An 8,950-nucleotide genomic window follows, 5' to 3' on the forward strand; every position below is an offset into this window, starting at 1 on the left:
TGTTGAATGCGATTCCCTCTTAATTATTTCGCGGGTGAATATAAGTGATAAGTATTACCATTTGCATTAAATTTACATTCTTTGCATTTGCAAACTTTTGTAAAGTACTCTCTGATGATGCGCCATGATAATGTGATATTAATCACAAAAATTACGACTTAATCATACTTATTGCTTGAACACTAAAGTAACCCTCAGACCACCTTGCTCACGGTTTTTCGCCGTAACTGCTCCACCCATAATACGCATGGATTCTTTGACAATCGCAAGACCTAAACCGTAGCCACCAAGCTTTTTATCTCTAGAAGCATCTAAGCGCGTAAACGGATCAAAAATATCGACCAGCTTGTTCTCTGGAATACCAGGCCCATCATCAGATACTGACATGGTGGTGAACTGCTGCCCTTCTTTGACATAATTTTCCAGAGAAACTTCTATCTGAGATGCTTGTCCTGAATATTTAATGGCATTACCAATAAGATTGTTCAAACAACGAATGACGAGCGTTTCTTCACAAAAAGCTTTAGCACATACAGCTTCTGAGCGGAAAGACAACGTCTGTTCTGACTTCAAATCTATTTTGCAACGCTCTACTTGCGGGGAGAGCAAAACTTCTAAATCACAGCGTTTCGTGGCTTTGTCGAAACGCGCATTTTCCAAGCGACTGAACTCCAATATATCGCTGATCAAATGGTTTAGCTCTTTTGCTTCATCTTCTAGCCTTGTCACTAGACTTTGCTCACTTTCTCCAACACGCTTTCGCAAAAGATGCAGAACCAAGTTCTGCCTCGCTAACGGCGTTCTCAATTCGTGAGAGACATCTCTTATAAGCAGTCGCTGCTTTTCAGCGAGAGAATGAATCTGTTGCGTCATGTGATCGAAATCTTGCGCTAACTCGTTAAACTCACGCGTGCTCGACTTCAGCTCTTTCACGACACTGACATTAAAATCTCCATTAGATAGCTTTTTGCTTGCTTCTCTCAATCGATCCAATGGTTGCTGTAAGTTACGTGCCATTAGCAGTGAAAAGAGCGCCAAAATAACCACTGCAATCACGACTTTGAGAATAGAGAAATACAGAATGAAGTCATTTGCAGGGTGCAGTCGATGTGGCAACTGAATCACTAAAGTATTGCCATGAACTAAAGGAATATTGATGATGGGGCGATTCACTTTCCCCTCAAGTTGATCATCAATGCTTCTCTTAAATTGAAGTTTGAACTCGAAGTGCGGATGCATCAGACGGTGCGTAACTGGTTGCTGATGTTCATTCAACACAAATAAATAAAAGTTTTGCGCATTTGCCCAGTCAGCAAGTTCGTCCATGTCTCCGTGCTCAATCAATACATTGGCTTGATGTGCAAGGTCTAGCATTTCTTCTCGCACACTATCGGGCACTTTCAACATGGCTTTCACCAGAGCTTGTTCCGCTAAGGATTGCACGACCAAAATACTAATGACAATTGCGGTCATGCAACTAAATAACTTGAACGCTAAGCTATCTTTACGTTTTGCAATAAAAGGTGGACACCGGAGCTTCATTAACGGTTTACAGCCTCTAAATAACTGTAACCTTTGCCACGGAAGGTTTTGATATGTTGCTTGGAAAGCCCCGCTTCAACTAACTTGCGACGTATGTTACTGATGTGCATATCAAGGTTGCGATCAAAAGGACTCAGCTCTTTCTTTAACACTTCAGTTTGAAGCTCTGCTTTTGAAATCACGACTCCTTGGTTTTTTACCAAGTAGCTCAATAGTTCAGCTTCCGTACTTGTGAGGGGTAAGCTATTAAGCTGGTCACTGATCGTTTGAACGGTACTACACATCGTCTGACGTTGACGTTCCAAGCCAACACGACGAAGAATCGCTTTGATGCGCATTAGAAGCTCAGCGACATTAAAGGGCTTTCCGATATACTGATCGGCCCCCGCTTGGTAACCATCAAGCATCGAGTTTTCATCGTTGAGAGCGGTAAGCATTAGGATAGGTGTCGCGAAGCGCTGACAGATCCTACGAGCAACTTGCATACCGTTAAGGTTTGGTAACATGACATCAAGCAATACAAGATCTACAGGCGTTTTTTCCATATATTGCAGCGCACTTTCACCGCAATGTACAGAAGAGACGATGTAGCCCTCCTCTTGCAAAACCGCTTCTAACAGCTCGCACAAAGGAACGTCATCATCGACTATCAAAACTCGTGACATTACCACTCACCATTCAAATAAAAATGGTTCGCATTTTATTACTCATTTACCAATTAAACAACTACACACTCTAAGGCTTTAAGTCCACAGGACTCAGTCCAAGAAGCAGCAACGTACTAATTAGAGTTTAATGTTCACTTGTACTAAAGGCTCCTAACAATATGCACCTAGATATATCTTCATAGAAAAAACGAGTACAATCTGGCAACCGCAAAGCAAAAGATAAAGCGAATGGAAACGTTATTAATTGGTCACCGTGGCGTGGCAGGTTCATACCCTGAGAATACAAAAATAAGCATTCAAGCAGCCATTGACCTGGGATTAAAGTGGGTGGAAGTGGATATACAACCTACCAAAGATAATGTTTTAGTGGTTTGCCATGATCATACCGTCAATCGATGCAGCAATGGACAAGGGCGTGTTGATGAGCTCACCCTGGAAGAGTTAAAAGCATTAGATTTCGGTAGTTGGTTTAGCACAGACTTTTCAGGCGAGAAGATCTTGACACTAGATGAACTGCTCACTTTAGCTACTGAGAATAAGCTTAACTTGAATATTGAAGTTAAAGTAGACAACCATCCAGCGGAAGAAGTGGCGCAGACTCTAGCCAATGCGTTAGCAAAAAGTCCAATGCCGCAAGAGAATGTACTCCTATCGAGCTTTAGTCATGACGTCATTAGAGCGATGCACAAATGCTGCAGTGGCTACCGATTGGGTGTGTTAAGTGAATTCTTTACGAGAAAAGATAAACGCCTTTTGGAAGAAGTTAGTGCCTATAGCTGCAACCTAAACATTAACTGGGTTCGCACTCGCCAGATAAACAAACTCCAACAAGCCGGTTACAAAGTGATGTGCTATACGGTGAACAATCCAAATAAACTGAAATACCTGCCTCAGTTAGACGGTATTTTTAGTGATCATCCACAGCGCTTTATGCCATAGCCTATAAGAGCCAGAACATTAAAGGGGACCTTTTATTACCACTCAATCTGAATTGGTGTCCCCATCTCGACGAGCTGGATAAATTCGTCCATTTCCTCGTTGGTAATCGCAATACACCCATTAGTCCAATCAAAACTTTGGATGTAAATCGGCAACTGACTCTCACCGTTTTTTAAGCCATGAATTTTGATGTTCCCTCCAGGGGAGACACCTCGGCGCCTCGCTTCCAACGTATCAATCGCATCAGGGTAACTGATATGCACAGAACGATAAAAAGCAGAGTCCTCTATAACATAATCTAGAGTGTACTCGCCCTCCGGCGTGCGATTGTCTCCCTCTTCTTGTTTATGTCCTTGCGGGTTCGCTCCTAAAGCAATTCGGTATTCTTTTAGCACTGCTCCTTGTTCCATCAAATACATTCGACGCTTAGACTTGTCGACTTTAACGAGGTCAACAGCTGCGTGAGTGCCCGAAGCAAACACACAACACAAGAACATAGAGCACCATTTTACTGACATTGTCGTAACGCCTAAGCTAATAAAGTGAACAAGAAAAGAGCGATAATGCTAGTCAGTTAATGCTCGTAAAGCAAACAGTATCTAATGCGGAACCGTAAGATAGCACTCGCTGAAAGGCGTACTTCTTATCGTTATTTGATACAACAAAAGTCAAAGAGAAGATTTCTCTATTCATTGCGGCTAAGTTGCATTACTTTATAAGCATATTTATTTATAAAGTCCGCACTTTTTGAGAGGGAACCATGATTAACATTGCTTTTTTTAGTGCAAAATCCTACGACGAAGCCTCTTTTAATAAAATTAAAAATAACCGCGATTTTGAATTTCACTATCACGACTTCCGACTAACCGAAAAAACAGCCAAGATGGCGCACGGCAGTGATGTCGTATGTGCGTTTGTTAATGATGATCTTTCAGCTCCTGTCCTTAAACAGCTTTCTCTGGGCGGGACCAAGCTTATTGCTATGCGCTGCGCGGGATATGATAAAGTTGATCAACAAGCAGCCAAAGAACTAGGCTTACAAGTGGTTCGAGTTCCTGCTTACTCACCAGAAGCAGTGGCAGAGCACACGGTTGGTTTAATGATGTGCCTAAACCGCCGTCTTCACAAGGCCTACCAACGCACACGTGACGCCAACTTCTCGCTAGAGGGTCTTGTTGGCTTTAACTTTTTCGGAAAAACCGTTGGTGTTATTGGTACGGGTAAGATTGGTATCGCGACGATGCGTATCTTCAAAGGGCTTGGCATGGAACTGCTTTGCTACGACCCCTACGAAAACCCATTAGCGCTAGAAATGGGAGCCCGTTACTGTTCGCTTGAAGAAATCTACGCTAATGCGGATATTATCTCTCTCCATTGTCCAATGAGTGAAGAAAACTATCACTTATTGAACGAAAAAGCCTTCGCGCAAATGAAAGATGGTGTAATGATCATTAACACCAGTCGAGGCGAGTTGCTAGATTCACTAGCGGCGATAGAAGCGTTGAAACAAGGTAAGATTGGTGCGCTTGGCCTAGACGTGTATGACAATGAAAAAGACTTATTCTTCCAAGATAAATCTAACGATGTCATTGTCGATGATGTTTTCCGCCGTTTATCGGCTTGTCATAACGTGCTGTTTACTGGCCACCAAGCATTCTTGACTCACGAAGCACTTAATAACATTGCCTCTGTGACGCTTGATAACGTCGAAGCCTTTTTCTCTGGTAACGTATCGGGCAATGAACTGATTAACTAAAGCCAGACAATCGAGAAGTATAGTAGAGCGTGTGATCTCAGCTATGCTATACTCCTCGACTATTTAAAATTTGAGCCAAATTACCATGAGCATAAAAACTGATATTCAAAAGCTGCACAACCGTTTAGATACATGCCAACGTAAACTTGATGCGGCACGTTCTCGTGGTGATCACGAAATGATTACAAAGTTCACGGATGAAGTAGAACAGCTTACCAAAAAGCTTAACCAGTTAAAGCACAAGCAAAACTATGAGCTGAACAAAGAACGTAAAAGCTTACTTGATATGCCTTTCTCTCGTGAAATCACCAAAGCAGAACAAGCGGACATCGGCAAACTGAAAAAACGCGTACGCGGCTTAGTAATCGTTCACCCATTAACAAAAGTTGGTAAAGAACTTCGCCTTGATGTGATGACAGGCTTTGCGCCAAAAGAGTTTTAAAACTCGCATTAACATTTATGGAGCCCAAGCATTTGCTTGGGCTTTTTATTTTGTACTGCTTCATTAGATTTCATCGAAATATCAATCCATAAGCTATTAAAAAGGCCAGCGACAAAAGCCACTGACCTATTTCGACCAATATCGTCCGCATTATATCTCAACGTTACGACAGTTGCTGCAACTTGTGCTCCACAACGGGATCATTCGGAACCAACTGCTGAGCGACTTCCAAAAGTTGTACTGCATCTTGCGGGTTGTCATACTCATGCTTAAGTGCAATATCAACAAGTGGCTGAATATCGATTTGTGCTTGATGCTCCTTCACATGTTCTTTCTTTTCTTCAATTAGTACATTATGAGCGGTGCTCAGTAAGTTTAAACGATGCTGTGAGCTCGCATTCGCCTTGTTAAGGCACTGATAGTAATCTTCTTTTAAGCGCAGCGTTTTGGTCTGATGACGAAACTGCGCTATATCTATCTTCTGATAACGTATAAAGTCTACGGCCACTTGCTTATAAAAACCGAATTTATTCAAATACGTCGCGTGGGTACCATGTCCCATCCCGAAGACTCTTAAGTGAGTGAGCTCTGGGTAGCGTTTGGCGTGAAGGCGGTCGATTTCATTAGTTGGATCATAAATGATATAGCCTTTTGCATCGCCAAGGTCGAGGTCGTGATACTTTCCTTCCCAATCAAATTGTTGGGCAAGTTCAGTACTTGGCCTATCATCCCATGGCACCAAAACTTTGTTTTTTGTGCTGACCGGGTGAAACATCAATACTTGATCCAACTTTAATAGATTAGAAAAGGCACCAATAGCAAAACCACCGCGGCTAAGTCCATAGCCTAAACGACATTCAAAGGGCTCAAGTAAAGTCGACAGTTGCTCTAGAAAGAAAATCAAATTACGGCTGCGAAACCAGTTACTTTTCCCAAGATGCTGAAATGAAATAATATTTACTTTTTGTTTCTGGGCTAAGCGATAACCCCAAGGCGCAAAGTCTGAGTGTAAGTCCTGTACTTGTAGATTCGTACCAGCAGGGGAAAAGGTGAACAACAACGGTTTATTGCGGTCGACAAACTCATACTTAACAAATACATCATCAAGTAAGTCCTCCCCGGACATCGGTAGCCTGGTTTGCTGTTCTTCACGAGAAAGAGCCAGCCATTCATCCAACCAGTACAGTAACTTCATTAATCCTCCATCTAAATTGCGCCTAGCAATTGTGTTAAAAATCTAGTTTTTAGTGTGTGATCATCTCCCCCTGGTTACAGGGGACTCTGATATCAGTCCTCTTTTAAAACAAAGCGTGAATTTGCTTATTAAATTGGTCAATATCTAAGGTTTGATGGCGAACAAACTCCTGCGCCACCAGATTAAAAAATTCTAATTTATCTAATTGTGTGGATTGAGTGCCGTGTCCCATACCGACGACTTTTAAATGGGTAAGCTCTGGATAACGTTCAGCATGAAGACGATCAATGCGATTGGATGGGTCATAAATAATATAACCTTTGGCATTGCCCAAATCTCGATCATGGTAGCCGCTTTCCCAAGCAAACTGCTGAGCAAGCTCAGTACTCGGCCGATCATCCCAAGGCACTAACGCTTTATTTTTAGTGCTAACAGGATAAAACAACAAAAGATGTTCTAGTTTCAGCAAGTTAGCGAACGCGCCAATTGCAAAGCCACCTCGACTTTGCCCATAACCCAAACGACATTTGAAGGGATGAAGCAACTCAGATAGCTGCTCCAGAAAGAAAATCAAATTCCGACTACGGAACCAATTACTTTGTCCTAAATGTTGAAAGGCAATAATGTTTACTTGTTGTTGTATTCCGAGCTCGAAGCCCCAAGGAGAAAAATCCGGAGTTAAATCTTGTACCTGCACATCAGTACCGGAAGGAGAAAATGTAAACAACAATGGCTTGTTAAGATCGACGAGTTCATACTTCACAAACACATCATCAAGTAAATCGTAGCCAGAGATAGGTAAAGCCATCTCTTGTTCTTGTTGAGTAAGAGCTTGCCATTCATCTAACCAGTAAAGTAGCTTCATTTTTTCTCCAAGTGCATCCGCAGTATTTAGACTGGAACTCTATCAAAATGCGTTTAAGCATCCCACGTTGAGACTTAAGAAAGCTCTATTTGAAGCCCAAATGAGACGTATGGAAATGTCTTCGATTGAAGGTATTACTGCGTAAACTAAACCCAAAGTAGGTACGCAAAAACTTGGAGAAAGAGCTAGAGAAAAATCAATTAGAAGTTTCGATAACAGCGGTTAAAAAACAGCAGATACAAAAAAACCGCTGTAAGAACAGCGGTTTTTTTAAAAGTGGCGGAGAGATAGGGATTTGAACCCTAGATACGCTATTAACGTATGCCGGTTTTCAAGACCGGTGCTTTCAACCACTCAGCCATCTCTCCACAAATTGTCACTAAAACTCAGTCTTATACTATTGATGCTAATTTTTAGTTTTGCCTTCAGTTATCTCAATTAAAGAGAACTTGAAAGCGATGTTTAAAGCCTGGCGATGTCCTACTCTCACATGGGGAAGCCCCACACTACCATCGGCGCTATTTCGTTTCACTTCTGAGTTCGGCATGGAAATCAGGTGGGTCCAAAACGCTATGGTCGCCAAGCAAATTCTTTAATTCGGAAAGCTGTTTTTTAATTCTCGTTCTTACACATTCAACGTTCTTTCATTGAGTCCATCAAAACCCCTTGGGTGTTGTATGGTTAAGCCTCACGGGCAATTAGTACAGGTTAGCTCAACGCCTCACAACGCTTACACACCCTGCCTATCAACGTCGTAGTCTACGACAACCCTTTAGGATACTTAAAGTATCAGGGAGAACTCATCTCAAGGCTCGCTTCCCGCTTAGATGCTTTCAGCGGTTATCGATCCCGAACTTAGCTACCGGGCAATGCGTCTGGCGACACAACCCGAACACCAGAGGTTCGTCCACTCCGGTCCTCTCGTACTAGGAGCAGCCCCTTTCAATTCTCCAACGCCCACGGCAGATAGGGACCGAACTGTCTCACGACGTTCTAAACCCAGCTCGCGTACCACTTTAAATGGCGAACAGCCATACCCTTGGGACCGACTTCAGCCCCAGGATGTGATGAGCCGACATCGAGGTGCCAAACACCGCCGTCGATATGAACTCTTGGGCGGTATCAGCCTGTTATCCCCGGAGTACCTTTTATCCGTTGAGCGATGGCCCTTCCATTCAGAACCACCGGATCACTATGACCTGCTTTCGCACCTGCTCGAATTGTCATTCTCGCAGTCAAGCGGGCTTATGCCATTGCACTAACCTCACGATGTCCAACCGTGATTAGCCCACCTTCGTGCTCCTCCGTTACGCTTTGGGAGGAGACCGCCCCAGTCAAACTACCCACCAGGCACTGTCCGCAACCCCGATTAGGGGTCGACGTTAGAACATCAACACTACAAGGGTGGTATTTCAAGGACGGCTCCACGCAATCTAGCGACTGCGCTTCAAAGCCTCCCACCTATCCTACACATGTAGGGTCAATGTTCAGTGCCAAGCTGTAGTAAAGGTTCACGGGGTCTTTCCGTCTAGCCGCGGGTACA

The 8,950-nt window shown here is 43.2% G+C and carries 8 protein-coding genes, 1 tRNA gene and 2 rRNA genes; 3 read left to right on the forward strand and 8 right to left on the reverse strand.

The features are described 5' to 3' along the window. Positions 1–168 precede the first annotated feature (168 nt). Positions 169–1,542, reverse strand: a complete 1,374-nt coding sequence (locus R7E51_RS02380) for a sensor histidine kinase (RefSeq protein WP_158155649.1) — start codon at positions 1,540–1,542, stop codon at positions 169–171. Further along, positions 1,542–2,207: a response regulator transcription factor gene (locus R7E51_RS02385; RefSeq protein ID WP_005386018.1), complete on the reverse strand. Its 666-nt coding sequence runs from the start codon at positions 2,205–2,207 to the stop codon at positions 1,542–1,544. Before R7E51_RS02385 ends, R7E51_RS02380 begins: the two co-directional genes overlap by 1 nt. Positions 2,208–2,438: 231 nt before the next feature. Here R7E51_RS02385 and R7E51_RS02390 point away from each other — a divergent pair, with 231 nt between their 5' ends. Then, positions 2,439–3,149: a glycerophosphodiester phosphodiesterase family protein gene (locus R7E51_RS02390; protein ID WP_104976325.1), complete on the forward strand. Its 711-nt coding sequence runs from the start codon at positions 2,439–2,441 to the stop codon at positions 3,147–3,149. A gap of 35 nt (positions 3,150–3,184) precedes the next feature. Here the strand turns inward: R7E51_RS02390 and R7E51_RS02395 are convergent, their stop codons facing one another. Continuing rightward, positions 3,185–3,667, reverse strand: a complete 483-nt coding sequence (locus tag R7E51_RS02395; protein WP_206957409.1) for a L,D-transpeptidase family protein — start codon at positions 3,665–3,667, stop codon at positions 3,185–3,187. 242 nt (positions 3,668–3,909) lie between these two features. On the opposite strand from R7E51_RS02395, the gene R7E51_RS02400 reads away from it, so the two are divergent. Next, a complete protein-coding gene (locus R7E51_RS02400) occupies positions 3,910–4,905 on the forward strand; it encodes a 2-hydroxyacid dehydrogenase (protein WP_054579202.1) in 996 nt (331 codons plus the stop codon). An 85-nt stretch (positions 4,906–4,990) separates the two neighbouring features. Then, positions 4,991–5,347, forward strand: coding sequence for a YibL family ribosome-associated protein (locus tag R7E51_RS02405; RefSeq protein WP_005374274.1), 357 nt, complete (start codon positions 4,991–4,993; stop codon positions 5,345–5,347). Between the two features lie 163 nt (positions 5,348–5,510). On the opposite strand, the gene R7E51_RS02410 is transcribed toward R7E51_RS02405, so the two are convergent. From R7E51_RS02410 to R7E51_RS02430, 5 genes are all read right to left on the reverse strand, one after another. Beyond that, the gene (locus tag R7E51_RS02410; protein ID WP_005374275.1) at positions 5,511–6,542 is read right to left on the reverse strand and encodes a hypothetical protein; all 1,032 of its coding nucleotides are present in this window, start codon (positions 6,540–6,542) and stop codon (positions 5,511–5,513) included. Between the two features lie 103 nt (positions 6,543–6,645). Next, positions 6,646–7,407 (reverse strand): cytosolic protein, encoded by a 762-nt coding sequence (locus tag R7E51_RS02415; RefSeq protein WP_206957408.1) that lies wholly within the window; start codon positions 7,405–7,407, stop codon positions 6,646–6,648. 277 nt (positions 7,408–7,684) lie between these two features. Continuing rightward, positions 7,685–7,775, reverse strand: a tRNA-Ser gene (locus R7E51_RS02420). A gap of 99 nt (positions 7,776–7,874) precedes the next feature. Then, positions 7,875–7,991 (reverse strand): 5S ribosomal RNA (gene rrf, locus R7E51_RS02425). A 93-nt stretch (positions 7,992–8,084) separates the two neighbouring features. Beyond that, a 23S ribosomal RNA gene (locus R7E51_RS02430) occupies positions 8,085–8,950 on the reverse strand; the annotation flags it as partial.

It is taken from the genome of Vibrio sp. Vb1166, assembly GCF_033338695.1.
Classification (GTDB): domain Bacteria; phylum Pseudomonadota; class Gammaproteobacteria; order Enterobacterales; family Vibrionaceae; genus Vibrio; species Vibrio alginolyticus.

Excerpts from the sequence above, each read along its gene's own strand:
- R7E51_RS02380 (WP_158155649.1), bottom strand. The coding sequence starts at position 1,542 with ATGAAGCTCCGGTGTCCACCTTTTATTGCAAAACGTAAAGATAGCTTA.
- R7E51_RS02385 (WP_005386018.1), bottom strand. The coding sequence starts at position 2,207 with ATGTCACGAGTTTTGATAGTCGATGATGACGTTCCTTTGTGCGAGCTG.
- R7E51_RS02390 (WP_104976325.1), top strand. The coding sequence starts at position 2,439 with ATGGAAACGTTATTAATTGGTCACCGTGGCGTGGCAGGTTCATACCCT.
- R7E51_RS02395 (WP_206957409.1), bottom strand. The coding sequence starts at position 3,667 with ATGTCAGTAAAATGGTGCTCTATGTTCTTGTGTTGTGTGTTTGCTTCG.
- R7E51_RS02400 (WP_054579202.1), top strand. The coding sequence starts at position 3,910 with ATGATTAACATTGCTTTTTTTAGTGCAAAATCCTACGACGAAGCCTCT.
- R7E51_RS02405 (WP_005374274.1), top strand. The coding sequence starts at position 4,991 with ATGAGCATAAAAACTGATATTCAAAAGCTGCACAACCGTTTAGATACA.
- R7E51_RS02410 (WP_005374275.1), bottom strand. The coding sequence starts at position 6,542 with ATGAAGTTACTGTACTGGTTGGATGAATGGCTGGCTCTTTCTCGTGAA.
- R7E51_RS02415 (WP_206957408.1), bottom strand. The coding sequence starts at position 7,407 with ATGAAGCTACTTTACTGGTTAGATGAATGGCAAGCTCTTACTCAACAA.